Raw genomic sequence first — 23,374 nt, forward strand, 5'->3', positions numbered from 1 at the left:
TCAGGTAAGGAACGATGACAAAACAGAATGCGGTAACGCGCGGCACTTATGATGAAGTAATGCTGCCAATTTATGCACCGGCTGATTTTATTCCTGTCAGAGGACAGGGAAGCCGTGTATGGGATCAGAACGGCACCGAATATGTCGATTTTGCCGGTGGTATTGCCGTACTGGCACTGGGGCATTGTCATCCGGCGCTGGTCGCGGCACTGAAAGCCCAGAGTGAATCGCTCTGGCATGTCAGCAATATTTTCACCAATGAACCGGCACTGACACTGGCGCAGAAGCTGATAAAACACACGTTCGCGGAACGGGTTTTCTTTGCCAACTCCGGCGCGGAGGCGAATGAAGCCGCATTCAAACTGGCACGTCATTATGCACTGACCCGTCATCATCCTTATAAAACCAAGATTATTGCTTTTCACCATGGCTTCCACGGCCGGACATTTTTCACTGTTTCTGTCGGCGGTCAGCCAAAATATGCCGATGGCTTCGGGCCGAAACCGGCAGATATTATTCATGTACCTTTCAACGATCCCGATGCTGTCAAAGCGGTGATGGACGATCACACCTGTGCCGTGGTTCTGGAACCTATCCAGGGTGAGGGGGGGATCACGCCTGCCACTCCTGCTTTTATGCAGGAAGTGCGTGATCTGTGTGATAAACATCAGGCATTGCTGATCTTTGATGAAGTGCAGAGCGGGATGGGGCGCAGCGGAAAACTGTTTGCCTATATGGATTACGGCATTGAGCCGGATATTCTGACCACTGCGAAAGCGCTGGGCGGTGGTTTTCCGATCAGTGCGATGCTGACAAAACAGGAGATAGCTCAGGTCATGGTGCCCGGTACCCACGGTACCACCTATGGCGGCAATCCGCTGGCCTGCGCTGTCGGCAATGCCGCCTTTGATCTGATTAATGACCCGGCGCTGCTGGCAGGAGTGAATGAACGTCACCGGTGGTTTGCTGATGCTCTGCAATCCCTGAACAGCACATTTGGCGCGTTTGCGGAAATCCGCGGTAAAGGGTTGCTGATAGGTGCCGAACTGACAGGTATCTTCCGCGATCAGTCAAAAACACTGCTGGGACTCGCGGCCAAAAATGGCCTGATGCTGCTGAATGCCGGTAGCAATGTCCTGCGTTTTACGCCGTCGCTGATTATTGAAAAAGCCGATGTGGATGAGGGAATGAAACGACTGGCAAAGACCCTGAATGACTTCCGGGAAATGCAGTAAAAAGGCAAAATTCAGAAAAGAAAAACAGGCGCAATTGCGCCTGTTTTGGTGATAAAGGCTGTCCGGATTAACGGGTGCCGTATACCACGATGGTTTTACCGTGTGCGGAGATCAGGTTCTGATCTTCCAGCATCTTCAGAATACGGCCGACTGTTTCGCGGGAACATCCCACAATCTGGCCGATTTCCTGACGGGTAATTTTGATTTGCATACCGTCCGGGTGCGTCATCGCATCCGGCTGTTTTGCCAGGTTCAGTAATGTCTGGGCGATGCGGCCTGTCACATCAAGGAATGCAAGGTTTCCGACCTTTTCTGATGTGGTTTGCAGGCGGCTTGCCATCTGCGCGGAAAGGCGCATAAGGATATCCGGGTTAACCTGGATAAGCTGGCGGAACTTTTTGTACGAGATTTCTGCAACTTCGCAGGCGCTTTTTGCCCGTACCCACGCCGTACGTTCCTGACCTTCCTCAAATAATCCGAGTTCACCGATGAAATCACCCTGATTGAGATAGGATAAAATCATCTCTTTGCCTTCTTCATCTTTGATCAGTACCGCAACAGAACCTTTTACAATGTAGTAGAGTGTTTCTGCCTTTTCGCCCTGATGAATAAGCGTGCTTTTGGATGGATATTTGTGGATATGGCAGTGAGACAAAAACCATTCAAGCGTGGGGTCTGTTTGTGGCTTGCCGAGAACCATTCGCGTTATCCTCTGTTGTTAGTTATTGCAAACCGTTGTTTACGCTCTGCAATTATATAAAGTCTTAGCTTATCATATTAACTTGCTGAATTTCCGGCAAGTTAGTTTATTAAAATAGTATAATAATCCACACGGAAAGATATTGATCTTAGCCATAGATAAATCCTTGCCGTGTTTTTAGCACAGGAAAACAGTCCTGTCTTCCACTGTCTCGCTTCAGCATAATAAACTATGAGATAGATTGCCAGCCCGTGAATGAAAGGGTAGTCTGTCGTGAATTATATTGATGATGAGGGTATAAAAATGGAAGCGCGTGTAAAGTGGGTTGAGAACATGACTTTCTTAGGGGAATCCGCGTCAGGACACCAGATTACAATGGACGGTAATGCCGGTGAAAAAGCCCCGAACCCGATGGAGATGGTACTGATGGCAACCGGCGGCTGCAGCGCCATTGATGTCGTCTCTATTTTGCAAAAAGGCCGTAATCAAGTCATTGATTGTGATGTAAAACTTACTGCTGAACGTCGTGAAACCGCGCCGCGTTTATTCACTCACATCAATCTGCATTTTATTGTAACCGGCCGTGACCTGACAGAAAACGTTGTCGGGCGTGCCGTGCAATTATCCGCTGAAAAATATTGTTCTGTTTCATTAATGTTAGGCGAAAGTGTTAACATTACACATAGTTTTGAAGTGAAAAATATTGAATAATTTTTTGAAAGATTATTTTTATTTTTGAACATAAACCGGGTAATACATTATTACCCGGTTTTTTTATCGCTTGTTTATTTGTTTTCCCTGTAATAATTGCTCTGCCAGGGGCGCCATTATTAATTCCATTGCCAGTCCTAATTTGCCGCCGGGTACAACAATCGTATTTGAGGCGGAAATAAACGACCCCTGAAGCATGGATAACAAATAGGGAAAATCGATTTTTTTCAGGCCGCGGAAGCGGATCACGGTAAAGCTCTCGTCCTGTGACGGAATGGATTTGGCCGAAAACGGATTCGAGGTATCCACCGTCGGCACCCGCTGGAAGTTAATGTGGGTGCGGGAAAACTGCGGGGTGATATAGCGGATGTAATCATCCATCGAACGCACGACAGAATCCATCACCGCCTCCCGCGAATGCCCGCGATCGCTGGTGTCGCGGACTAACTTCTGTATCCACTCCAGGTTGACTATCGGCACTACGCCGACCAGCAAATCCACGTGTCCGGCAATATTATGTTCCGGTGTGACCACGCCGCCGTGAAGACCTTCGTAGAAAAGCACGTCTGTACCGGCAGGCAGTGCCTCACGGGGGGTAAAGGTGCCGGGAAGCTGGTTATAGGGCACTGCTTCATCATAAGTATGCAGGTACTTACGGCGCTCACCGCTGCCGTTTTCACTGTACTGACGGAATGTACTTTCGAGAAGGGCAAAGTCATTGGCTTCCGGCCCGAAATAGCTGATGTGACGTCCCTGTTCGCGGGCTTTACGGATGGCGGCATCCATTTCCGGTCGTGTGTAACGGTGGAAACTGTCACCCTCAATAATGGCCGGAACCGCATCCAGCTGCTGGAAAATCTTACGGAAAGCCTGACTGGTGGTAGTGGTACCGGCTCCGCTGGAGCCGGTAACGGCGATAATCGGGTGGGTCCGTGACATGCGGCATTTCCTCCGGCTGAATCAGCCGCGGAATTCTGCCGACGGCATGATGTTGAGTGTTTCGTGTAATTCCGACCAGACGATCACAATGTCGCCGTTTTTGAGTTGCGTGTAAAGATCCGCCACTTTATCACTGAGTGATTTTTCATGTTCGCCGTAATCGGTGCCTTCGCGCAGCACCACACTTTCCAGGATACTTTCCAGTGTTTCCGGCGCGATATCCTGCCAGGGAATAATCATTCTGTCTCCTTCGCGGTCAGATGCGGTGCCAGCCATTCAGGAATGCGTTCTTCCAGCCATAAGCGCGGGCGGCGCCAGCTGCCGGTCACAAAGCCGACATGACCGCCGTGTTCGGTCATCTGATATTCCACACATGGCGGCAACTGTGACAGATCCGGCACCACTTCCTGAGCCATAAAGGGATCATCTTTGGCGTGGATGATCAGCATCGGCTTACGTACGGCCGGGAGTTTCGGCAGGGCGCTGCACCGGCGGTAGTAATCAGAGGCATCCCGGAATCCGTGGATGCGCGAGGTGATAATGTCATCAAATTCCCGGATACGTTTAATTGCACGGATATGCAGCAGATTTGTCGGCAGCGAATTCGGGTAGCGCACCAGCTTGCGGGTGGCATTGCGTTTCAGTCCTTTAAGCAGATACCACTGATAAAAACGGGAAAACCCTTTTTCCATTTTGAAGGAGCAGGGTTCCAGCATTAGCGGGGCAGAAACTATAATACCTGCATCCACCGCTGCATTTTCACCTTCCTCGGCGAGATAACAGGCCAGCATATTGCCGCCGAGTGAATAACCGACCGCACCGGTCGGCACTTTGCCGTAGGTATCCTGCAGCCACTTCAGCATATAACGGGCATCACCGGTTTCCCCGGAGTGGTAAATCCGTTTCGATCGGTTCGGCTCGCCGCTGCAGCCGCGAAAATGCATGACAACGCCCAGCCAGCCCTGACGGGCGGCTGCTGCCAGGATACCGTGCGCATAAGGGCTGCGGAAGCTGCCCTCCAGGCCGTGAAAAATGACCAGGCGTGGTTTGTGGCGTGCGGTATCCGGGTCTTCGCTCCATGCAAGATCAATAAAATCATTATCCGGCAGCGTCAGGCGCTGCCAGAATGGTTTTATCGCCGGTTTCCGGCGGAAAATCCGGGGCAGCAGTGTTTGCAGGTGCGGATTCGTTGCCCAGGAAATCGGTTGAAAATGACTAGACATAGTTTGGTTCGTAATGAAAAAACGTCTCTTGTTTAATGAAAAACATGCTGGTAATTTCCGGTAAAGGAAATGACCATGTTGCCGGATTATTCATGACTGCACACCTTTTTATCTCACTTTCTGTTTTTATGTTTATTGCGGCAGTCACGCCGGGGCCTAATAATCTGCTGCTGACTGCCTCCGGTGCGCAGTACGGTTTCCGCCGCACACTGGTGCTGATGGCCGGTATTATGCTCGGTATGCAGACGGTATTATACCTTTCCGCCTTTGGCGTTGCGGCTATTTTACTTATTTATCCGAAATTGCATACTGCTATGAAAATTGCGGGCAGTCTTTACCTTCTGTGGCTTGCCAAAAAACTGGCCACCGCACCTTATCAGCCTCTTAATGAACCTCAGGTCAGTAAAGCCGTTACCTGGTATCAGGGCGCGCTGTTACAGTTTATCAATCCCAAGGCCTGGCTGATGGGACTGGGCGCTGTCGGCAGTTACAGCCTGAGCGGTGACGCCTATATGCTGTCTGTCGGGGTGATGAGTATCGTGATGGTCTCAGTGAATCTGGTTGCCGGGTTTATCTGGATCGGATTCGGTGCCTTTATCGGCCGTTTTCTGCGCAGCCGCAATACCTGGTTCACCTTCAACATTGTGATGGGGTTACTCACCGCCGCCTGTGTGCCGCTCATCTGGCTTGAATAGCCGACATAATATAACCTGCGGAACAAAAACAGAAGCTGAATGAAAAATGGCTCACAATAATCTGCCTCACTATTTCATGTGATATCATGAGTTGACGTCATGCTACTCCTGCATAGAGTGATATCATTGAATGATACCGGCAGGATAAGTAATGATTAAGGTCAGCACGCTGAGTGCCAGGCACCGTAAAACGATGGCTGATATACTGACAACACCACCAAAGTCAGGAATAAAATGGGATGATGTCAGCAGCCTGATTGGTAATCTTGGCGGTAAAGTGAAAAACGGCAACGGTTCCCGCCGGAGGTTTGTTTTGATGGGGTCCGTGTACCTGACTCATCAGCCCCATCCCGGAAATGTGATGGACAAAGGGGCGGTGGCGGGTCTGAAAGAGTGGTTTGAGAATCATATTGGGGTGGAACATGATTAAGAGCACAAATATCATGACTATCGAAGGTCACCCTGCATCCGTAACTTATGAGGATGAAATTAAGGCATTCCGCGGTAAGTTTTTGGATGTAAATGGGTATTGCGATTTTGTATCTGACAGCATTGAAGGCCTGAAAAAAGAAGGTGCAGTGTCTCTGGCGGAGTTTATACAATCTTGTACTGAAGAAGGCATTGAGCCTTTTAAAGAGACTGATAAATTAAAGGCCTTTACGCTGCGTTATCCGGGCTGGCTTGAGGCGCGGCTGAATGCTGCCACAACAGCGAATTCGGTCTCAAAAAATCAGTTTATTGTTCAGTTACTGGAGCAGGCACTTATTTCCCGCTGATTTTATCCTGTTTGAATAATCATGAAAAACAGACCGCATTGCGGTCTGTTTTTGTATCACTACAGTGAAATCAGCTTAAATCCACATTCTTACTGCCGAACAGCAGGGTAAGCAGGAATCCGGCCAGATAGGCGACGAGCAACCCGCCGGTATAGACCGCCATCCCCATGAAGATACCGCTGTCGGATGTCATGACCGGAATCGCGATAATTCCCGATGGTCCGAAAACCGTATTCAGCCCGACCGGATAGCCGAACCAGGCAATAAGTCCGATAAAGAACCCGCCCGCCGCACCGCCGAAACAGGCGGTAATAAACGGTTTCACGCGCGGCAGGGTCACGCCGTAGATCAGCGGTTCGCCGATGCCGAGGAAACCCGGGATAATCGCCCCGCGGATTTGATTACGCAGAACCGAGTCTTTTTTAGCGCGGATATACAGTGCCAGCGCCGCACCGACCTGACCGGCACCCGCCATGGCAAGGATCGGGAATAGGGAGTTAAAACCCTGAGTGCCGACCAGTGCGGTATACACCGGGATAAAACCCTGATGGATACCGAACATCACCGCAATCAGGAACAGACCGGCGAGAACTGCCGCCCCGAACGGATTGGCGTTGAGATGCATAAACAGCCAGGACATGCCGTCAAACAGCCAGACGCCGATCGGCATAATCACAATAAAGGTTAGTGCACCCATAATCAGCAGGGTGATGGCGGATGTCAGAATGATATCCAGGTTTGCCGGAATAAAGCGCCGTACCTGCCGCTCCACCCATGCGCCGGTGATGGTGGCGATCAGAATACCGATAATGTTACCGCGCGGATCAATACCATGGCCGAAGAAGGTTTCCATACCGGAGTAGAAACCTTTGGTTGCCTGTGGATCATAACCGAGGATAAACAGCGCCGCGATAATTGCGCCATTGACGCCGGAACCGCCGAAGGCTTTCTGTGCGTTATAACCAATCAGTATCCCCATAAAGGTAAACAGCCCCTTGCCGAAGACCTTCATGTAACTGAGTACTTCAACCAGCGTGCTGTTCGGGGCCGGATTTCCGGTGACCCAGAGCGACTCAAACAGTGTGGCAAAGCCGAGCAGCAGACCCACGCCGATAAAACCCGGAATAAGCGGGGTAAAAATCGTGGCAAATTTGGCAAGAAAACGCTGTACCGGGTTCGTTTGTTTCTCTTTCAGATGCTGTTTCTGATCGGCGGCAATTTCTTTCAGACTGCGGCTGTCAGGTTCACTGCCGGGAACATAGTCATCCAGATGTTTCTGCATCAGTTCTGCGGCGGTTTGTGCTTTTCCCGGTCCCAGCACAATCTGGAACTGCTCATCACTTTCAATCACACCCAGCACGCCCTCAATTTTTTTGATAGCGATTTTATCCGCCAGCTGTGTGTTGTGCAGTGTCAGACGCAGGCGGGTCATACAGTTTCCGCTCTGTGCCACGTTACCCGGACCGCCGATGGCATCCAGAATCTGTATGATGGTTGACTGACTGATTTTGGCCATGGTGATTACCTTGCGTTAAGAGTGTGCCGCACCGGTCAGCGCGTCACGGATAAACCCCTGATGCTGTGCCAGCAGGGCTTTGGCGTCACCGGCACTCAGCTGTGCCAGGATCATCACGATGGCGGTTTTGCAGTGTCCGTCACAGGCGGTAAGTGCCTGTTCTGCGGTCGCTCTGTCACATTCCGTTGCGGCCATCACAATACGTTTTTGCCGCTCAACCAGTTTGGCGTTGGTCGCTTCCACGTCCGCCATCAGGTTGCCGTACACTTTCCCCGAGCGGATCATCGCTCCGGTGGTGATCATATTGAGTATCAGTTTCTGGGCGGTCCCGGCTTTCATGCGGGAGGAACCGGTGATCACTTCCGGACCGACCACCGGTGTGATGGCGATACCGGCCAGGCGGCTCATTTCACTGTCCGGGTTGCAGCTGACGGCGGCAACTGTTGCGCCGAGGGACAGCGCGTATTCCATGCCTCCCAGTACATAAGGGGTGCGGCCGCTGGCGGCGATCCCGACCAGTACATCTTTCTCACTGAAATTCAGCGCTTTCAGATCACTCACGGCCAGTTCGCGGTTATCCTCTGCATTTTCAACGGCTTTCAGAATGGCTTTATGACCGCCGGCAATCAGACCGACCACCTGCTCAGCCGGGGTGCCGAAGGTCGGCGGGCATTCGCTGGCATCCAGTATCCCGAGGCGGCCGGAGGTGCCCGCGCCCATATAAATCAGCCGTCCGCCCAGACGGAATGCCTGCGCGACGGCATCCACGACCTGTGCCACCTGCGGCAGGGTTTTTTCCACGGCAAGCGCGACGGTCTGGTCTTCGCGGTTAATCACCCGCAGCATATCCAGTGTCGGCAGACTGTCGATATCCGCGCTGGCCGGGTTGCGGCTCTCGGTAATCATAGAGGTTAAGTCAATCTTCATGCGTGATCCTTTGTATAAGATATAATCGGCATGCTAGAGAATTAATTATTCTTTTTATGTGAGAGTTATCACAGAGCGATCTATTCAACTATGATGGTATAGCAGGAATATTTCTGTATCCCGCCATCTTTTATTTTTAAGTATTGCATTGAATATAAATGTATTTTTTATTATTCAGAGCCGTTGTTTATCAGGAATAATTCGGCATTAATTTTTGAAATAATTTATTCCTTTTTTATTATCCGGATAAGGAAAACAGACACGCATGGCGATCCTGACAAAAATCAGCTGGGCAAAAGCAGAGCTGGCGGCGAATCAGCAGCATATTGCTGATTTTATCCTGGCACAGCCGGAAGAGACGGTAACACTCTCCTCTCAGGTACTGGCTGAGCGGGTGGGGGTGAGTCAGTCTGCTATTGTGAAGTTTAGTCAGAAAATGGGATTTAAGGGTTTTCCGGCACTGAAGGTGGCTATCAGTGAAGAGATTGGCCGTAACCGGGTACTGGCGGCTAATCAGCAGCAGGCGCTGCATAACCGGATAGAGGCACATGACCCGCTGCTGGTGATTGCCCAGAAACTGGCGCAGGAAAAACAGCATTCCATTACGGAAACCACACGACGGATCGATCTTGAACAGATGGCAGAGATTGTCGCGTGTCTGGATCATGCCCGCTGCATTCAGGTTGCCGGTATCGGCGGCTCCGGGCTGACGGCGAAAGACCTGGCCTATAAGCTCCAGAAAATCGGGCTGATGACACTGGCGGAAGCGGATCACCATATCCAGATCGCCTTTTCCCAGACGCTGACCGAAAAGGATGTGCTGGTGGTGTTGTCATTCAGCGGCAAGCGCAAGGATATGCTGGTCACCGCAGCCACGGCGAAAAAACAGGATGCCACGCTGATTGCGATTACCGGCAACCGTCAGTCACCGCTGGCGAAAATGGCGGATTATGTGCTGGAAACGGTCGCGGAGGAAAATGAGTGGCGCAGTTCGTCCATTTCCTCACGGACAGCACAGAATACGGTGACGGATCTGCTGTTTATGGCGCTGTTACAGCGGCGGGAAGAACAGGCCCGGCAACTGGTGATTAATGCCCGCACCATGATTAACAGCCTGGACGGCTGATAAGAAAAGAGAGCGGAAATGCTATTCTCAGATTGCTGACACCGTCTCTGGCAGAGATGCCGGGACTTTGATCTGATAAGGTCAGTGCAAAAACGGGCTGACCACCATGCTTAAAGAACCCGCCCCGCAGCAATATCAGTCTGAAATAGTGACTCCTGACGAATTGGTTTCTGAAGATCACCTCGTCCGCGAAGTAGATGCTGTCATTGATTTTGAATTTACCTGACTATTTCCGCTACTCCGTATCCATTTATTTTTCCGGTTTGGTGTGCCTCATATCGTCGTTTTTACTATCCAACCTTAACTGTTGAATCTCCCACCAATACACCTCCGCAATTAATTTTATCACCATTCCTCGCGGCGGGTTTTCCGTCAACAAAAACACTCCCGGAACTGCTGACAATAGTCCGGCTGTGATTGCCGTGAGATTCCAGAGAATCACCCAGCCGGGCAATGCCTTTGCTATCCGCGCTGACGGTATGGGAGCCGGATATCACTTTCGTCGGTTTATAGCTATCATGGCCGGTACCGGTATCTCCGATAAGAATGACAGAAGGCATACAGTTCCTTATTCAGTAAAAGAGCCATTATATTATGTAAAATAATGGCTCTCTTTTATGTTAATGAACAACAGTTACCTTACCATCAATGATAGAAAGGTATGGATTGTAGTTAAAACGGCGGCCTTCTTTATTTTCAAGCTTGATAGGTGATAATCTGGAATAACCGACTTCATACCGGAAGAGCTGATCATTTTTATACGTATGTAATTCGTATTTATCCCAGTTAACCGGAACCGCTCTATAGCCATTATCAAAATAGTGCTGAAAATCCATGGAATCCCACATCCTGTCCGGCGTGCCGCCCTGCGTGGTTGCTAACATCTCCCATGCTCCGCCGGTCATTTTTCGTATTTTTGCTAAGTCCTGTCGTCTGAACGCACGGTGAAGCTCTTCATAAAACGCTTTGATTTTGGGGATATCCTGTTCCGTAACCGGTGTGGCTGTAGTCCAGCGCCAGTCCGGCAGGCCATCGGCGCGGAATTTTTTTTGTCACCTCTATTGCACCATCCTCAAAATGACGATTCGACACGCCGAAATTCACAATTGATTTATCATCCGGGTTATCAGGCACAATTTGTTTATCATTATTGACCAGTAATACCGTCGTTATTACTGGTTCTGACTTATTGCCGGGATATAATTTATCTACCGTGACTTTACAGGCCATATCGGGGGTTAATCCGGAACCATCCTGATTGAACGGCTCATCCAACATTGCAACCGTAATCGTATTTTCCCCGTTTTCCAGTAGCCCGCTGATGGTCTGCCCGGCAAACATTGTACCTGTTGAGGATTTCCGACTATCCATGATCAATATTTCGTTTACTTTTATCCAACAGAAAGCGGCTTCGGAGTTGAATGATACCGCGTAGTTTGTTTTCATGATGTCACCTGCCCGGGCATGGCCGGATATGATAAAAACTGAAAAAAGGTTAACCGCCAAAATTAATAAAATGTTCCGACTCTGTTCTTTTAAGTTTGGGAATAATAACCCATTTTTCCGGTTTTGATTTTGGTGTAATTGTTGTATTGTCACTTCTTGCTCCTGATTCATTGCCGTCACTTTCTGCAAACCCGCCCGAATACCCCGTCGTGACCTCTGCGGATAATCCGTCATGGTAATAAATTGCTCTCAGGCCTTTCTTACCGTTATTTTCCTTGTCCAGTTCAAAGTAAAATTTTGCGGACATCGCCGCGTCGGCATTGAAAAAACCACTGAGACCGTTCCAGCGGGCGCCGCCCTCAAGACTGGCTGTACCGCTGACTTTCACATTAAACCCGAGAATCGGACTGATATATCCCCAGTCTCCGGTATCATCCGTTTTGAAAGAAAAGGTAAACTTCGAAGCCAATTCTAAAACAATATCGATTTTTGCTAATAAAAATGCGCCGTCCTCCCCTTTTTTTACTTTTTTTTTCATCGGCAGCCAGGACTTCCCTGGCTTTTGTAACGCCATACCGGGCCGGAAATAAAGAAATAAAACTTTGTAGTAAATCCAGTTTTATTTTGAGACCAATCAGCGGGTCTAGCCCGACATCGCACGACAGTCTGGAAATTAATTCCTTTTCTTTACTCAGAACCAGTTCATTTTTCCCTTTTATGCTCATTACCGGCTTAGTAAGCTCAAAACCCAGAATCGGAAACGCATCTTTATCCTTATCGCCTTTTGATACTGATTCCACAAAAAGATTAATTAAATCATTAGTTTTTTTCAGTAAATTAAAATCACCGGCATTCTTCTGATACGATTGTGTTAATTCATATTCTGTTTTCAGTGAGACTTCACTGGCACCGGCTTTGGATATCAACTCACCTGTTATGCTGACGCCCGTTTTTTGTATATACTGGCCGGTTGAGACATCACCGGCTTCCTGTTTGTTACTGAACTTCAGCGTTATATTGGCTTCAACGGAGCGGTTAATCGCAATGATAAACTTTGCTCTGCAAAGTTGTCTCACTCCCTGTTTAAATAAGATATCCTTAAAGGTACCGACCGGGTTTATCAGTTTACCGGCATACGATAATACCGGGTAAAGGATTTTTTCCGGAGACTTTGCCAGTTCTTTTTTGTTTAATTCATACCATATCTTATACTGCTCAAAATCATACGGTGCGATGGTATGAAATGGTCGCCCGTTACACTCCGTTAATACCAGCCGGTATTCCTCCGGTAACGGCCGCTGTCTGAAAATGCTTTTATGTCCAGCAAATCAAATAGGTCAGTCAGCGGGGATATTTCGTTTTCAAGGCCTTTATATCTTTTCAGGTAGGCCAGCCTTCCTTTATAAGGCGCGGCATTATCAAAACTGATGACCGGACCGGAAAAACGTTCAGCATAAACCTTGCCGATCGGGCAATTGTGGTTTCCGGAAATGCATTTTTTAGCAGTAGCAGTCAGTTCAACGGGAACACTCATTTCCTCGCGGTGTTTATCATCAGAAGACTGTACACCGCTTGATAAATCAATCAGATGGAAAAAACGGACATTAAAATTTTTATCCTGCCGGTATATTTTTTCCTCGTCCTTAAACTTTAGTTTTGCCTCCAGTGTGCAGGCCGGCGGAATTTTGCACGTCTGGCACGCCCCTGAGATATTGGCCGTTCTGTTTTCTTTTGTGTTTGACATGGTATTCCCTGTTAAGTCAGCACATCATGATGAATGATAGATATCAGGAAGTGCATCGAATAACGATATCAGTAACTTACAGATTCTGTAATTACCGTCACCCTCTGATCCCGATAAAAAAGACAGCCACTCCGGCGGAATATCACTGAACCGTTTTATCCTGAAAAAGGCCAGGGCATAGCAGAAATACAGATAAGACTCTTCCTCTGAAACCGATAATCCGTTAAAAAAAGCAATGATATCCTGAGACAGGGCCAGGTATCTCCCAAGGCCGGACGGTGACAGTCCCGCTGGTAACGGTTCATAATCGAAACGATCATTCGTCAATGTGCGGCTCATTATTTCAGTGACAGATAACGTAACACCGCTATTGTCACTGTTTGCCTCATACATTAAAAAATAAACCGCCATTTTTTTTGCCAGCCTCTGTTCAAATACCGTATTGATTTTTGCATAATCAGCAGCGGAAAATTTCATAAACATGCCGCGCATGGCTGCCTGTTCAGGATAACGTTTTCTCTGTTTTTCAAACCGGTCAGATTTTTTATGCCCCCACAAACTGGTTTCCAGTTTGGTCACCGGCCCCAGAAAAGTATGTAAACGCCAGTCATCAAATGTGGCTAAGATTTCCCGGATATTCCGCGGGTCGTAAAAACGCCAGAAGACTGGTTTTTCCTGACCCGGGATGATTACCATGGTGAATTTCCGCAGGTGGTGGCGTAACTCACGCATCGCCACCGCGGAATAAAGATAAATCCCCCACGGCGTCTGCCGGGTATCCAGCCATTTCCGGACATCATCCGACACCTCAACCAGATAAGGGGCTAAATCCGCCATTTCCGGCTGCAGCGGCTCACTGTACAGGCAGCACGCCGGCGGATTGTATTCATCCAGCAGTGAAAATACGTCCGGCTCTGATGCCGCATCGATAACCGCATAACAGATTTCCGGGTCAGTCATTATCCGTCTCCTCCGGTGTTTTCTCCTCATTCAGCGGACAATGCGCCACAAAGGCTGCACCACTGGCTGCAGCTGCTTTCAGCACCGCAGGATTGGTTGCCTGTAACACATCACCGGGGCTTCCGCCTGAGTTCAGATTAATAACCGGCCCTTTGATATCAACACCGCCACTGTGGATAACCACAAAACTGCCGCCGACCTTCAGCGTTATTTTTCCTTTACTTTGCAGCGTGATGTCACCATTCGCATCGGTACTGACAGCACCCTGTATACGCTCCACGCAATCTCCGGCCAGAATCCGGTGGCTATCACCATCAACCTGTTCCTGATAGTTGCCTGTTGTTTTATGAGCCCGGCTTCCCTCAACAGTCACCGTACGGTTACCGGCGACGACCAGTTCATCGTTATGCCCGATACTGGTTGTTCTGTCGTAGTTGATCCGCTCTCCCCGGGAATTCAGTACATTTATCGCCAGATTTTTTTGAGCGTGAACATATATCTCTTCCTGACCGGCTAAATCTTCAAACCGTAATTCATTAAACCCATCGCCTTTATGCGTTTTACTGCGGAAAATGGTGCGGGTTTTATCTTTCGGAAGATTCAGCGGGGGACGGTTTCGCCCGTTATACATACAACCGGTAATAACCGGCCGGTCAATGTCACCGTTCAGATAGGAAACAATCACTTCCTGACCGATACGCGGGATCGACATAAAACCGTAACCATCACCATTCCAGCCGTGTGCTACCCGCAGCCAGCAGGAGGCACTATGATCCGGATTTCCCCGGCGATCCCAGTGAAAATAGACTTTCACCGCGCCTTGTTCATTGGTGTAAATTTCTTCGCCGGGCGGGCCGACCACTGTTGCCAGCTCGTCGCCGTCTGCTGTGGGTTTATAGCGGAACGGCGGGCGCCATTCCTGTGTGCCGGGGATAAACTGCACGGTGTTGCTGAATGTGGTTCCTTCACCGCCGCTGTTATCTGCCAGCGGCTGTACACCGTGATGACTGACGCTGATCACCTGCCAGGCCGCATTCATGTCGGCGGAGGGGTGATTTTTCAGGGAGAAAACCTTGCCGGGTCTCAGGGCAAAACAGTTGGTGCCAGCCGTCCCGGTCTGACGGTGATTCTGTGACTGTTCATAGCGCAGTTGCGTGAACGGTTTGCCCGGCGCATCCTGCTGAAAACGCCCGTAACTTTCAAAGGTGCTGTGCTGCTGATGCACTTCGCCGGTCACCTGATGTTGCAGCGGGTAGGACGGGCTCTGCGGGTTGTAATCTTTGTGGATCTGAATGTCACCGCACAACTGTTCAGCATAACGCCAGGAGAACGCGGTACTGTCCGTAATATCCGTATCGGCCTGCGGGTTGTAGGTCAGATGAATACCGGCGGTCATGCCGAGATGGTTATCGCTGTAAAACAGTTTCGGGCCGTCCTCAAACCAGAAATTAATTCCTTCCTCGAAGGCCAGACGGCACCAGAATTCATATGCAGATTCCCGCTTCTGAGTAATGTATTCCCGCTTTTGGTGTAACTCGTCCTGATAGAATTTCAGGTCGTTTTTGACATGCGCTTCTTTCAGCAGAATGGCCAGAATCTCCGGAACTGATTGTTGCCGGAAGATACGGCTGTCCTGATTCAGCGTCATAATCCACATTTCAGGGCGGATCAGAAAGTGATACCAGGTTTTGTTGCCGTCAGTATTACCCTGTTCAGCGGAGGCCAGCAATCCCTGCACAGTACGGATGCGGGTGCCGTTACGGGTCACTGTCAGTGAGGCCGCCATACCGAGACATTCTTTAAAACGGACTGACGGCAGCAGGCTGACGACGGAAACCGACAAAGTAAATAACGAGGATATTTCCTCATTAAGTGTAAATTCAGTGACCTGAAAGGTGTTTTCCGGCAATCGCCCGATTTTGCAGGTAAAGACCAGTCCGGAACGCCCCGGCAGCAGATCAGAAATGGAAGGTATCACAACGCCTCCGTACAGTAACTGTCACGGACAGCGATGGCTTTTGTGTCCGCAGAGAAAAGAAAACCAGCCCGGTCGATCTGATACCTGCCGGGCTGTATTCATTACGCTTCGATTGGCGCACGCCAGTCGTCAGCACCGGAGGTGCCTGCGACGGTGTGTTCCCAGTCGATTTTGCGGTAAGAGAGTGACACTTCGATCAGTTGGGTGTAATCCGTTTTTTGCGGATCCTGGCAGTGCGGCATTTTGCAGTCGATGTTGACGATGGTCGCATCTTCCAGTGAGGTGGTGAAGAAATGCTCCTGCTTGCCTTCAACCGAGGTGCGGTACCATTTCAGCTGCACTTTCGGCAGCATTTCACCCGCGGCCAGGGCGTTGTACAGCAGCGGAACGGCCTTGTTCAGCGCGACGGTGAATTTAAACGGACGGTGCGCACGCTGGCCGGATGGCTGACCGGACTGCGGGTCGGTCGGAACGGTAACGACATGGTCAAACTGCTGTACCAGCATCTCATCTTCATGACCCTGTACGTAGATATTGCCGACGGATTCAGCGGTAAACGCACCGGCAGTGATATTGCCCTGGGTTTTGCCTTCGATAGAGATATAGCATGGGGTTGGCATGATAAAATTCCTTATTTATTAACAGGTAACAAGTCGTTACCGGACGAGTGACTTCGTCATCAGCCAGTGCGCATGGTGATAATGCTTAAATCATAAGTTTCACTTACCGGTCTGTAAAGGCCGCAGGAGGAGCTGTATCTCACAGGATCAGTCACTTAAGTTAAAATCGTTGCAAAAACAGGATATCTGACCCGCAGGGGCACGAATGGTCGGTTGATGCAGTGAAATATATCAGATCACAAAAAACACAAATACTCATGTTTTTTAACATATAAACTCAACACAATGAAAATAAAAAAGAAAATTGGAATTTACCTTGTGATCACAAAAATAAATATGTAACAAAATACAAATTCACTGCAACTCATTGAACAGAAATAATAAAAATCACAGTACTGACAAAAAAGAAAAGTCCGTTGTATTTTTGTTCTGAAAAATAAAGCATAGGCGTTAAAGTGAAATATTATGCTGATTTATTTGCAGTTTTTATAAATATAAAGATAACTATTTTATTTTAATATATTAAAACGTCAGCAATATCTGCTTCAGTTGATATCTGTGCACCGGGGTGAAGGTGTGCTGAGTTATTGCGGGGTTCCGTGGTCTGATGAAAGTGCTAATGCAGTGCCTGCCGGCAGCCACCGCGCAGAACATTAAGAAGATGACGCTGCCAGCACTTCTTTATCATTTTTTTATGGTGATATACGGGGTCATAGCAGGCTGGGATGTACCTGAAATCATCGTCGGGTGAAAATGACAAGTTACTGAAAAATATCGCGATCGTGACCTTCAGTCGCACATAAAAGAAAACCCCGCGCAGAAAAGCGGGGTTAGTTAACGATCTGAGAGCGGCATCTGCCGCTCTTCATCACTTACTGATTTTCAAACGCCTGTGTCATGGCTTCGAGGTTTTCCTGAATATCCATCCAGGCCATTTCCGCCTCTTCCAGTTCAGCTTTGAACTGCGCCTGTTCCTGAAGGCAGGTGTTCAGCTCGGCTTTGCGGGACTGATCATACAGGCCGCTGTCACCGAGTTTTTCCTCAACTGCGGCAATGGCATCTGATAACCGGCTCATGGTTTTTTCCAGTTTTTCCGATTCTTTGCGCAGCGGCTGAGTCTGCTGGCGGAATTCCGCTTCACGGCGTTTCTGCTCTTTGCGATCCTGTGCGGTGACAGTATTTTTTTCTTCACCGTTTTCCGCTGCCGGTTCCGCACTCTGGCGCATCTGTTTCTGGCTGTCCGCCAGCCAGCGCTGATAGTCGTCCAGATCACCGTCAAACGGTTCTACCTGACCATCGTGTACCAGATACAGATCATCAGTGGTGGATCGCAGCAGGTGACGATCGTGGGAAACCACGACGATCGCGCCCTCAAATTCGATCAGTGCTTCAGTCAGTGCCTGACGCATATCGAGATCCAGGTGGTTGGTCGGTTCATCGAGCAGCAGAAGATTCGGACGCTGCCAGATAATCATTGCCAGCACCAGACGTGCTTTTTCTCCGCCGGAGAAACGGCCGGTGTTATCGGTCACCTGATCGCCTTTAAAACCATAACCGCCGAGATAATCGCGCAGCTGCTGTTCTGTCTGATCCGGCGCCAGACGCACCATATGCTGTAACGGGGATTCATCCGCCCGCAAAAATTCCAGCTGATGCTGGGCGAAATAACCCAGTTTAATGCCTTTGGCGAGACCAATTTTACCCTGCAACGGCTCCAGTTCACCGGCAAGCATTTTTATCAGGGTGGATTTACCCGCACCGTTACGTCCCAGCAGGCCGATACGTGAACCGGGCACCAGGTTCAGTTTGATATTGTCCAGCACCACTTTCTCTCCGTATCCGGCGCTGACTTTTTCCATTTTCAGCAGCGGGTTCGGCAGCACTTCAGGCGGGCGGAAGCTGAAACGGAACGGGTTATCCGCCAGGGCCGGGGCGATCAGTTCCATGCGTTCCAGCATTTTCAGGCGGCTCTGTGCCTGTTTGGCTTTGGTGGCCTGGGCGCGGAAGCGATCCACATATTTTTGCAGATGTGCGCGGCGTAACTGCTGGCTTTCATACTGAGCCTGCTGCTGTGCCATTTTTTCGGCGCGCTGCACTTCAAAGGAGGAATAGTTGCCGGTGTATTCAAACAGGCCGTTCTGTTCAATATGCAGCACTTTATCGATGATCGGATCGAGGAAATCGCGGTCATGGGAGATCAGGATCAGGGTGCCGGGATAGCTTTTCAGCCATTTTTCCAGCCAGATCACGGCATCGAGATCCAGGTGGTTGGTCGGTTCATCGAGCAGCAGCAGATCTGAGCGGCAAATCAGTGCCTGTGCCAGGTTCAGACGCATCCGCCAGCCCCCGGAGAAAGCCCGCACCGGAGTTTCCAGCTGTTCCTGCGAGAATCCCAGCCCGTGCAGCAGTGTGGCGGCACGGGAACGGATGGTCCAGGCATCGAGGGTATCGAGCTGGCCGTGGATCACGGCAATCGCATGGCCGTCATTCTGTTCATTCGCCTGCTGTAATTTTGCCTCAAGCTCACGGAATTCACGGTCACCGTCAATGACATACTCAATCGCCGGTTCATCCAGTGCCGGTGTTTCCTGGTTGACCCAGGCCATGGACCAGTTTCCCGGAAACGTCACACTGCCTGCTTCGGCCTGTAATTCGCCTTTGAGCAGTGCCAGCAGAGTGGATTTACCACAGCCGTTTTTTCCCACCAGGCCGACTTTCTGGCCCGGATTGATGGTGGCCGTTGCGTTGTCGAGCAGAACACGGACGCCGCGGCGGACCTGAAGTGAAGAGAAAACAATCATAAATATCGATAGGGTAAGTAATTGAGAGTAAAATTAATGTAATTCGTGCGTTGTCAGCAGCAAATCACCCGTCAGCAGGCGAGGAGTATCGTTGCAGCGGGCATAGTAGCGAAAATCACAAAGATTCTCACGTTTTTAAGAGGAAGTGATGATAAATAATCCGACCATATTACTGATTTACGCGCATCCGGAACCGCATCACTCCATCGCCAACAAGGCGCTTATCTCTGCGGCGTCGGAACTCGGGCATGTCACGGTGCACGACCTGTACGGCACTTATCCGGACTTTTTTATCGATATCCGGCATGAGCAGGAACTGCTGCGGCAGCATGACATCATTGTGTTTCAGCACCCGCTGTATACCTACAGCTGTCCTGCACTGCTGAAAGAGTGGTTTGACCGCGTGCTGACCCGTGATTTCTCCGGTGAGCAGGGCGGCAGACAGCTGTCGGGCAAATACTGGCGGCAGGTGATCACCACCGGAGAACCTGCCGAAGCGTACCGTCACGGCGGTTATAATCGCTTTCCGCTCAGTGAATTACTGCGTCCCTTTGAACTGACCGCGGCACTGTGTGAAATGCACTGGCTGGCGCCGGTGATCCTGTATGCCGCGCGCCGTCAGGGGAAAGCGATGCTGCATGAACAGGCGCAGGCTTATTGTGACTGGCTGCGGGAACCACAACTGACCGGAGGACGTAATTATGGAGCCAGCTGACGGCAACCTGCTGCATGCAGGTATTGTTTTTCTTGCGGCGGCCGTGGTGATGGTGCCGGTGGCGCAGCGGTTGCGCATCGGTGCGGTACTGGGGTATCTGCTGGCGGGGATTGCTATCGGCCCGTGGGGGCTGGGATTTATCAAAAACGTCAATGAATTGCTGCACTTCTCCGAACTGGGGGTGGTGTTCCTGATGTTTCTGATCGGGCTGGAACTGAATCCGCGTGAGTTATGGAAACTGCGGCGATCTATTTTCGGTACCGGAACCGCCCAGGTGGTGTTTTCCGCACTGATCCTCGGGATACTGCTCTGGCTGACTGATTTTTCCTGGCAGGCGGCCGTTGTCGGCGGGCTGGGACTGGCGATGTCCTCCACCGCGATGGCATTACAGCTGATGGATGAAAAGGGCATGACCAACAACGACAGCGGCCAGATGGGATTTTCTGTGCTGCTGTTCCAGGATATGGCGGTGATCCCGATTCTCGCGGTGATCCCGCTGCTGGGCGGGGAAACTGCGGGCAGCGACTGGTATCGTATCGGTATCAAAATTCTGGCTTTCGCCGGACTGCTGATTGGCGGGCGCTACCTGCTGCGGCCGCTGTTCCGGCTGGTGGTGAAATCCGGGGTCAGTGAAGTCTTTACCGCTGCCTCGCTGCTGGTGGTGATCGGCTCCGCGGTGTTTATGGAGCAGCTCGGGTTCTCCATGGCGCTCGGGACGTTTATTGCGGGTGTCATGCTGGCGGATACGGAATACCGCCATGAGCTGGAGATCACCATCGAGCCGTTCAAAGGGCTGCTGCTGGGGATGTTCTTCATTTCTGTCGGTATGTCGCTGAATATCGGCGTGCTGTGGCAGTATCTGCCGCAAATCCTGCTGGGTGTGATTGTGCTGGTGAGTGTCAAAATGATGGTGCTGTATCTGCTGGCACATCTTACCTGCCGTCGCAGCGGGCGCTTACAGTTTGCCGGAGTGCTCAGTCAGGGCGGTGAATTTGCTTTCGTCCTGTTCTCGGCGGCGCTGGCCAGCCGTGTTATCACGGATCACCAGATGGCACTGCTGCTGGTGGTGGTTACTCTTTCCATGATGACCACGCCGCTGCTGATGCAGGGTATCGATATGATTCTGGCGCGCCGTTACAATAATGCTGAACCGGGAACGGGTGAAACGCCGTTTGTGGAAGATAATCACCCGCATGTGATTCTGGTCGGTTTCGGACGGATGGGACAGGTCATCGGCCGCCTTCTGATGGCCAACAAAATCCATCCGACGGTGCTGGAAAAAGATGTCAGTGCGGTCAGCGCCATGCGGCGTTACGGTTATAAAGTGTATTACGGGGATGCGACCGGACTCGCATTGTTGCGTTCTGCCGGGGCAGAGACAGCAAAGGTGATTGTCATTACCTGTGATAAGCCGGAAGATACCATGACGATTGTGCAGTTGTGTCAGGAGCACTTTCCGCACCTGCAAATCATTGCCCGCGCACGGGGCAGGGTGGAAGCGCATGAGCTGCTCACGCACGGCGTGACGCAGTTCAGCCGTGAAACGTTCTCGTCGGCACTGGAACTGGCACGAAAAACCCTGATCGGGCTGGGAACACACCCGGCAGAGGCTCACCGGGCACAACAGTTATTCCGCAGGCTGGATATGCAGCTGCTGCGTGAGCTGATTCCGCAGGCGGAAGAGGAAATCTCGCATATCTCCCGCGTCAAAGAAGCGCGGCGTGAGCTGGAAAATCTGTTTGATAATGAAATGAAACGGGAAAAACATCTGCCGGACAGCTGGAACCTGACGGAAGACTCTCCGGGCAGCGGACGGACGGATGACAGGAGCTGAAAAATGAGTAACCGGAAACGGTTTATTGCGGGTGCGGTATGCCCTGAGTGTCAGACGCAGGACACACTCGCAATGTGGCGTGAAGATAATGTGGATGTGGTTCAGTGCGTGCAGTGCGGCCATCTTGAGCGCCGGGCGGATGCACCCGCGGAGCAGCATATACGTAAAGATGAACAGGTAATTGGTATCTTTACACCGGGGGAATAACAGGCAACGGTTTTTCACAGAGAATTTGGGGGAATTTGTCCCAAAACAGATACAGTGGCTGTAAATTCCGTTACAATCGGCGCGTTAATTAAAATCTTATCCCCCGCGGATGTGTAGGAGATACCAATGAAAGTAGCAAAAGACCTGGTAGTGAGCCTGGCTTATCAGGTAAGAACAGAAGACGGTGTATTAGTTGATGAGTCTCCGGCAAGTGCTCCGTTAGACTATCTGCACGGTCGCGGTGCGCTGATCAGCGGGCTGGAAAGTGCACTGGACGGCCGCGTTGCCGGTGATGTGTTCGACGTTGATGTCGGCGCAAATGATGCATACGGTCAGTATGACGAAAACCTGGTTCAGCGCGTACCGAAAGACGTTTTCGTCGGTGTTGACGAGCTGGAAGTCGGCATGCGTTTCCTGGCAGACACCGATATGGGTCCTGTACCGGTTGAAATCACCGGTATCGAAGGTGACGAAGTGATTGTTGACGGTAACCATATGCTGGCCGGTCAGAACCTGAAATTCCACGTCGAAGTTATCGGTGTGCGTGAAGCAACAGCAGAAGAGCTGGAGCATGGTCACGTTCACGGTGAAGAAGGCGGCTGCTGCGGTGGTCACGACCACGGCGAAGAGGGCGGTTGCTGCGGCGGCGGTCATGGTCACGATCACGACCATGGTCACGAACACGGTGAAGGCGGCTGCTGTGGCGGCGGTGGTCACGGTAAAGGTCACGGCCACGGTAACGGCGGCTGCGGTTGTCACTGATAATCCGCGTCTGAACCGGACAAAAAAAGCGCATCCGTCAGGAATGCGCTTTTTTTATATCCGCTGTTTATCAGTTTATCAGTAGTGCGGCGGCGGCACTTCTTCTGACAGCGGTGCCACATTTGAGCCCGGGGTGGCTTTCAGGCGTTCGGTCAGCAGGCGGAGCCTTTCATTCAGCCGGGTGATATCCATCTGCTGCTGTGTGACCACCTGATTGAGTTCCTCAATAGTCATATCCTGAAAGGCAGTTTTGCTCTCCAGTTGTTCGAGGCGTTGTTCCAGTTCAAAAAGGTCCATCGTTTTCTCCTGTCTGAGACGGGGATTACTGTGTAAAAGTATGTAATATTCCTGTGAAATACACTTAGTGTGAGAGGATATATTTTATTGGGGGGTTACTATGAAACCTCTTTTTGCTAAGGTTGTCTCAGCATCACAAAACCGTGACATTATGATGTCGCC

General features: G+C 50.6%; 26 protein-coding genes. 10 read left to right on the plus strand and 16 right to left on the minus strand.

Going from position 1 to position 23,374, the window contains the following annotated elements; genetic code table 11:
• Positions 1-14: 14 nt before the first annotated feature.
• Positions 15-1,235, plus strand: coding sequence for a bifunctional acetylornithine/succinyldiaminopimelate transaminase (gene argD / locus JC793_RS01180; protein WP_218427224.1), 1,221 nt, complete (start codon positions 15-17; stop codon positions 1,233-1,235).
• A 67-nt stretch (positions 1,236-1,302) separates the two neighbouring features.
• Here the strand turns inward: argD and crp are convergent, their stop codons facing one another.
• Positions 1,303-1,935 carry a cAMP-activated global transcriptional regulator CRP gene (gene crp, locus JC793_RS01185; RefSeq protein ID WP_004240730.1) on the minus strand — a complete coding sequence of 211 codons (633 nt, stop codon included), beginning with the start codon at positions 1,933-1,935 and terminating at the stop codon, positions 1,303-1,305.
• A 303-nt stretch (positions 1,936-2,238) separates the two neighbouring features.
• Between crp and JC793_RS01190 the strand changes: the two genes are divergently transcribed.
• The gene (locus JC793_RS01190) at positions 2,239-2,646 is read left to right on the plus strand and encodes an OsmC family protein (RefSeq protein WP_015422409.1); all 408 of its coding nucleotides are present in this window, start codon (positions 2,239-2,241) and stop codon (positions 2,644-2,646) included.
• Between the two features lie 63 nt (positions 2,647-2,709).
• On the opposite strand, the gene JC793_RS01195 is transcribed toward JC793_RS01190, so the two are convergent.
• Genes JC793_RS01195 through JC793_RS01205 form a run of 3 tightly spaced genes read right to left on the minus strand, consistent with a single transcriptional unit; the run spans position 2,710 to position 4,808 of the window.
• Positions 2,710-3,585 carry a phosphoribulokinase gene (locus JC793_RS01195; protein WP_046891933.1) on the minus strand — a complete coding sequence of 292 codons (876 nt, stop codon included), beginning with the start codon at positions 3,583-3,585 and terminating at the stop codon, positions 2,710-2,712.
• A gap of 21 nt (positions 3,586-3,606) precedes the next feature.
• Positions 3,607-3,825: a YheU family protein gene (locus tag JC793_RS01200; RefSeq protein WP_046891934.1), complete on the minus strand. Its 219-nt coding sequence runs from the start codon at positions 3,823-3,825 to the stop codon at positions 3,607-3,609.
• Complete coding sequence (locus JC793_RS01205) at positions 3,822-4,808, minus strand: hydrolase (RefSeq protein WP_107679937.1); 987 nt, start codon at positions 4,806-4,808, stop codon at positions 3,822-3,824. Before JC793_RS01205 ends, JC793_RS01200 begins: the two co-directional genes overlap by 4 nt.
• A gap of 92 nt (positions 4,809-4,900) precedes the next feature.
• On the opposite strand from JC793_RS01205, the gene JC793_RS01210 reads away from it, so the two are divergent.
• From JC793_RS01210 to JC793_RS01220, 3 genes are all read left to right on the plus strand, one after another.
• Complete coding sequence (locus tag JC793_RS01210) at positions 4,901-5,503, plus strand: LysE family translocator (protein WP_046891955.1); 603 nt, start codon at positions 4,901-4,903, stop codon at positions 5,501-5,503.
• Between the two features lie 151 nt (positions 5,504-5,654).
• Positions 5,655-5,933, plus strand: a complete 279-nt coding sequence (locus JC793_RS01215; protein ID WP_107679939.1) for a type II toxin-antitoxin system HicA family toxin — start codon at positions 5,655-5,657, stop codon at positions 5,931-5,933.
• The gene (locus JC793_RS01220) at positions 5,926-6,279 is read left to right on the plus strand and encodes a type II toxin-antitoxin system HicB family antitoxin (RefSeq protein WP_218427225.1); all 354 of its coding nucleotides are present in this window, start codon (positions 5,926-5,928) and stop codon (positions 6,277-6,279) included. The genes JC793_RS01215 and JC793_RS01220 overlap by 8 nt, the downstream gene beginning before the upstream one ends.
• Before the next feature lie 70 nt (positions 6,280-6,349).
• On the opposite strand, the gene murP is transcribed toward JC793_RS01220, so the two are convergent.
• Positions 6,350-7,795: a PTS N-acetylmuramic acid transporter subunit IIBC gene (murP, locus tag JC793_RS01225; protein WP_182105869.1), complete on the minus strand. Its 1,446-nt coding sequence runs from the start codon at positions 7,793-7,795 to the stop codon at positions 6,350-6,352.
• A 15-nt stretch (positions 7,796-7,810) separates the two neighbouring features.
• A complete protein-coding gene (murQ, locus tag JC793_RS01230; RefSeq protein ID WP_112548546.1) occupies positions 7,811-8,722 on the minus strand; it encodes an N-acetylmuramic acid 6-phosphate etherase in 912 nt (303 codons plus the stop codon).
• Between the two features lie 265 nt (positions 8,723-8,987).
• On the opposite strand from murQ, the gene JC793_RS01235 reads away from it, so the two are divergent.
• The gene (locus JC793_RS01235) at positions 8,988-9,848 is read left to right on the plus strand and encodes an SIS domain-containing protein (RefSeq protein ID WP_218427227.1); all 861 of its coding nucleotides are present in this window, start codon (positions 8,988-8,990) and stop codon (positions 9,846-9,848) included.
• Between the two features lie 290 nt (positions 9,849-10,138).
• Here the strand turns inward: JC793_RS01235 and JC793_RS01240 are convergent, their stop codons facing one another.
• The 9 genes from JC793_RS01240 to JC793_RS01280 form a co-directional block, all read right to left on the minus strand.
• Positions 10,139-10,408 (minus strand): PAAR domain-containing protein, encoded by a 270-nt coding sequence (locus JC793_RS01240; RefSeq protein ID WP_218427228.1) that lies wholly within the window; start codon positions 10,406-10,408, stop codon positions 10,139-10,141.
• 60 nt (positions 10,409-10,468) lie between these two features.
• Positions 10,469-10,732, minus strand: a complete 264-nt coding sequence (locus tag JC793_RS01245; protein ID WP_218427230.1) for a hypothetical protein — start codon at positions 10,730-10,732, stop codon at positions 10,469-10,471.
• 70 nt (positions 10,733-10,802) lie between these two features.
• Positions 10,803-11,294 carry a hypothetical protein gene (locus JC793_RS01250; protein WP_218427232.1) on the minus strand — a complete coding sequence of 164 codons (492 nt, stop codon included), beginning with the start codon at positions 11,292-11,294 and terminating at the stop codon, positions 10,803-10,805.
• A gap of 431 nt (positions 11,295-11,725) precedes the next feature.
• On the minus strand, positions 11,726-12,370 hold the full coding sequence (locus JC793_RS01255) for a hypothetical protein (RefSeq protein WP_218427234.1): 645 nt from the start codon (positions 12,368-12,370) through the stop codon (positions 11,726-11,728).
• Between the two features lie 188 nt (positions 12,371-12,558).
• Positions 12,559-13,038, minus strand: coding sequence for a hypothetical protein (locus tag JC793_RS01260; protein ID WP_218427235.1), 480 nt, complete (start codon positions 13,036-13,038; stop codon positions 12,559-12,561).
• A 24-nt stretch (positions 13,039-13,062) separates the two neighbouring features.
• Complete coding sequence (locus JC793_RS01265; RefSeq protein ID WP_218427237.1) at positions 13,063-13,998, minus strand: DUF4123 domain-containing protein; 936 nt, start codon at positions 13,996-13,998, stop codon at positions 13,063-13,065.
• Positions 13,991-15,976 carry a type VI secretion system Vgr family protein gene (locus tag JC793_RS01270; protein ID WP_218427239.1) on the minus strand — a complete coding sequence of 662 codons (1,986 nt, stop codon included), beginning with the start codon at positions 15,974-15,976 and terminating at the stop codon, positions 13,991-13,993. The genes JC793_RS01265 and JC793_RS01270 overlap by 8 nt, the downstream gene beginning before the upstream one ends.
• A gap of 101 nt (positions 15,977-16,077) precedes the next feature.
• Positions 16,078-16,596 (minus strand): Hcp family type VI secretion system effector, encoded by a 519-nt coding sequence (locus tag JC793_RS01275; protein ID WP_218426220.1) that lies wholly within the window; start codon positions 16,594-16,596, stop codon positions 16,078-16,080.
• Positions 16,597-17,468: 872 nt separating this feature from the next.
• On the minus strand, positions 17,469-19,397 hold the full coding sequence (locus tag JC793_RS01280; RefSeq protein ID WP_218427241.1) for an ABC transporter ATP-binding protein: 1,929 nt from the start codon (positions 19,395-19,397) through the stop codon (positions 17,469-17,471).
• A gap of 148 nt (positions 19,398-19,545) precedes the next feature.
• Here JC793_RS01280 and kefG point away from each other — a divergent pair, with 148 nt between their 5' ends.
• From kefG to slyD, 4 genes are all read left to right on the plus strand, one after another.
• On the plus strand, positions 19,546-20,112 hold the full coding sequence (gene kefG, locus JC793_RS01285) for a glutathione-regulated potassium-efflux system ancillary protein KefG (RefSeq protein WP_182105885.1): 567 nt from the start codon (positions 19,546-19,548) through the stop codon (positions 20,110-20,112).
• On the plus strand, positions 20,099-21,946 hold the full coding sequence (gene kefB, locus JC793_RS01290) for a glutathione-regulated potassium-efflux system protein KefB (protein ID WP_166706864.1): 1,848 nt from the start codon (positions 20,099-20,101) through the stop codon (positions 21,944-21,946). The genes kefG and kefB overlap by 14 nt, the downstream gene beginning before the upstream one ends.
• Before the next feature lie 3 nt (positions 21,947-21,949).
• A complete protein-coding gene (locus tag JC793_RS01295; RefSeq protein WP_046894374.1) occupies positions 21,950-22,153 on the plus strand; it encodes a YheV family putative zinc ribbon protein in 204 nt (67 codons plus the stop codon).
• A gap of 126 nt (positions 22,154-22,279) precedes the next feature.
• Complete coding sequence (gene slyD, locus JC793_RS01300) at positions 22,280-22,915, plus strand: peptidylprolyl isomerase (protein ID WP_046894373.1); 636 nt, start codon at positions 22,280-22,282, stop codon at positions 22,913-22,915.
• A 78-nt stretch (positions 22,916-22,993) separates the two neighbouring features.
• Here slyD and JC793_RS01305 read toward each other — a convergent pair whose 3' ends face one another.
• Entirely contained in the window at positions 22,994-23,212 is a 219-nt protein-coding gene (locus tag JC793_RS01305; RefSeq protein WP_046894372.1) for a SlyX family protein, read from the minus strand.
• Between the last annotated feature and the right edge of the window lie 162 nt (positions 23,213-23,374).

It is taken from the genome of Morganella morganii (genome assembly GCF_019242955.1).
Taxonomy (GTDB): domain Bacteria; phylum Pseudomonadota; class Gammaproteobacteria; order Enterobacterales; family Enterobacteriaceae; genus Morganella; species Morganella sibonii.

What these genes read in the sequence shown, in the direction of transcription:
- JC793_RS01265 (WP_218427237.1), bottom strand. Translation starts at nt 13,998, where the DNA reads ATGACTGACCCGGAAATCTGTTATGCGGTTATCGATGCGGCATCAGAG.
- JC793_RS01220 (WP_218427225.1), top strand. Translation starts at nt 5,926, where the DNA reads ATGATTAAGAGCACAAATATCATGACTATCGAAGGTCACCCTGCATCC.
- JC793_RS01190 (WP_015422409.1), top strand. Translation starts at nt 2,239, where the DNA reads ATGGAAGCGCGTGTAAAGTGGGTTGAGAACATGACTTTCTTAGGGGAA.
- JC793_RS01260 (WP_218427235.1), bottom strand. Translation starts at nt 13,038, where the DNA reads ATGTCAAACACAAAAGAAAACAGAACGGCCAATATCTCAGGGGCGTGC.
- kefG (WP_182105885.1), top strand. Translation starts at nt 19,546, where the DNA reads ATGATAAATAATCCGACCATATTACTGATTTACGCGCATCCGGAACCG.
- JC793_RS01210 (WP_046891955.1), top strand. Translation starts at nt 4,901, where the DNA reads ATGACTGCACACCTTTTTATCTCACTTTCTGTTTTTATGTTTATTGCG.
- JC793_RS01280 (WP_218427241.1), bottom strand. Translation starts at nt 19,397, where the DNA reads ATGATTGTTTTCTCTTCACTTCAGGTCCGCCGCGGCGTCCGTGTTCTG.
- JC793_RS01215 (WP_107679939.1), top strand. Translation starts at nt 5,655, where the DNA reads ATGATTAAGGTCAGCACGCTGAGTGCCAGGCACCGTAAAACGATGGCT.
- slyD (WP_046894373.1), top strand. Translation starts at nt 22,280, where the DNA reads ATGAAAGTAGCAAAAGACCTGGTAGTGAGCCTGGCTTATCAGGTAAGA.
- JC793_RS01200 (WP_046891934.1), bottom strand. Translation starts at nt 3,825, where the DNA reads ATGATTATTCCCTGGCAGGATATCGCGCCGGAAACACTGGAAAGTATC.
- kefB (WP_166706864.1), top strand. Translation starts at nt 20,099, where the DNA reads ATGGAGCCAGCTGACGGCAACCTGCTGCATGCAGGTATTGTTTTTCTT.
- JC793_RS01250 (WP_218427232.1), bottom strand. Translation starts at nt 11,294, where the DNA reads ATGAAAACAAACTACGCGGTATCATTCAACTCCGAAGCCGCTTTCTGT.
- JC793_RS01235 (WP_218427227.1), top strand. Translation starts at nt 8,988, where the DNA reads ATGGCGATCCTGACAAAAATCAGCTGGGCAAAAGCAGAGCTGGCGGCG.
- JC793_RS01295 (WP_046894374.1), top strand. Translation starts at nt 21,950, where the DNA reads ATGAGTAACCGGAAACGGTTTATTGCGGGTGCGGTATGCCCTGAGTGT.
- murP (WP_182105869.1), bottom strand. Translation starts at nt 7,795, where the DNA reads ATGGCCAAAATCAGTCAGTCAACCATCATACAGATTCTGGATGCCATC.
- JC793_RS01275 (WP_218426220.1), bottom strand. Translation starts at nt 16,596, where the DNA reads ATGCCAACCCCATGCTATATCTCTATCGAAGGCAAAACCCAGGGCAAT.
- JC793_RS01305 (WP_046894372.1), bottom strand. Translation starts at nt 23,212, where the DNA reads ATGGACCTTTTTGAACTGGAACAACGCCTCGAACAACTGGAGAGCAAA.
- JC793_RS01240 (WP_218427228.1), bottom strand. Translation starts at nt 10,408, where the DNA reads ATGCCTTCTGTCATTCTTATCGGAGATACCGGTACCGGCCATGATAGC.
- crp (WP_004240730.1), bottom strand. Translation starts at nt 1,935, where the DNA reads ATGGTTCTCGGCAAGCCACAAACAGACCCCACGCTTGAATGGTTTTTG.
- JC793_RS01195 (WP_046891933.1), bottom strand. Translation starts at nt 3,585, where the DNA reads ATGTCACGGACCCACCCGATTATCGCCGTTACCGGCTCCAGCGGAGCC.
- argD (WP_218427224.1), top strand. Translation starts at nt 15, where the DNA reads ATGACAAAACAGAATGCGGTAACGCGCGGCACTTATGATGAAGTAATG.
- murQ (WP_112548546.1), bottom strand. Translation starts at nt 8,722, where the DNA reads ATGAAGATTGACTTAACCTCTATGATTACCGAGAGCCGCAACCCGGCC.
- JC793_RS01245 (WP_218427230.1), bottom strand. Translation starts at nt 10,732, where the DNA reads ATGTTAGCAACCACGCAGGGCGGCACGCCGGACAGGATGTGGGATTCC.
- JC793_RS01205 (WP_107679937.1), bottom strand. Translation starts at nt 4,808, where the DNA reads ATGTCTAGTCATTTTCAACCGATTTCCTGGGCAACGAATCCGCACCTG.